Source organism: Sinorhizobium sp. 6-70, from assembly GCF_030124375.1.
In the GTDB taxonomy this organism is placed as follows: Bacteria; Pseudomonadota; Alphaproteobacteria; order Rhizobiales; family Rhizobiaceae; genus Sinorhizobium.
In genome coordinates, this window is record NZ_JASKLS010000033.1 from 1 (window position 1) to 1,359 (window position 1,359).

At 61.1% G+C, this 1,359-nt stretch carries 1 protein-coding gene; it reads left to right on the forward strand.

The features are described from left to right. Window positions 1-25: 25 nt before the first annotated feature. A partial coding sequence (locus tag QN222_RS30195; protein ID WP_283966068.1) for an amidohydrolase family protein occupies window positions 26-1,359 on the forward strand: 1,334 nt, incomplete at its 3' end.

Here is a 1,359-nt window from a genome sequence, read left to right on the forward strand (position 1 = left end):
AAATGGCCGAGAAGAAGGACTTCAGATGGCAGACAAACAGCAGGTCGACTACCTCATCATGAACGGCGAGGTGTACACAGGTGACCGAGACTCCCCGTTCATCCGCAACGGGGCCGTCGCCGTAAAGGAAAGCCGTATTGTTGCCGTCGGCAAAACGCCTGAACTAGTGGCGGAATACGAGTCCCGCAGCGGCATCGACGTAAACGGAGCGATCGTTCATCCGGGCATGATCGATACACATGTCCACGCAACCGCGATTGTGCTGCATGGGCTGCCAGTGTCGGTGGACCATCCTGCGGAGTCCAAGGTCTCTTACGCGGACGTCAAGGTTCAGACCGACGACGAGTCGACAGATGCCTTGGTAGCCGCGGCAGCGGTCGCGCTGCTGCGCAGGGGCTACACATGTTTCATGGAAGCCGGCACCGTATTCGAGACCGACGCGTTTGTAGCCGCATTGGAACGAATTGGCATGCGCGGCATGGTTTCGGCACCGTTCGGATGGGACGATGTGAGCGACTTCGAAAGGCTTGCCCCAGCCACGATCACTCCGAAGTTGATGGCACGCGCTCCGGCCGACAAGGCGACGGTCATGAGGCGCCTCGAGCGCGAGCTTACGCGAAACACGGACAAGGATGCGCTGGTCACGGGCTATGTCTGCCTCTACGGCGAAGGGTCGGCGACGGATGGGCTCACCAAGGATGCCAGCGATCTGGCCAAACAGGCCGGAGTCCTCTTCAACCAGCACCAAGGTTTCATACCCCTGTGGGAGAAGGCTGAAGCCCGTAAGTACGGCATGTCCGGCGTGGAGCGGCTGCATCGGCTCGGCGCCCTCCACAAGGGCACGACGTTGAGCCACATGAACGTGATGACCGACCGCGACGCCGAACTCGTGGTCGAACACAAGCCTGGTTTGACTTGGTGTCCGAACAACGCTCTGCACCGGGCGGTCCATCCGGCCGAGCCGTGCCGCTTTCCGGCATTGATCAAGCAAGGCGTGTCAGTCTCACTTGGCATTGACACCACGATGTACCACCCTCTCGGCACCAGCGGCATGGTGAGCCTCCTGCTCTCCGCGGCCGTTGGTGATCGCCTGGACGATGGCGAGCCGTTCTACATGCAAACCGCCAATGCAGCGCGGAACGTCGGACTGGGCGACCAGCTCGGCACGCTCACCCCCGGCAAGCGGGCCGATATTGTAGTCCGCGCCGCACACGACATCACCCACACGTCGCTGGAGCAGGGTGGTGGCCTGCTCGCGCTGTCATCCTTCAACCTTCCGGTAGACACGGTCATGATCAACGGTCAGGTCGTCATGCGCGATGGACAACTAACGCGGGTCGATCAAGATGAGATTCTGCA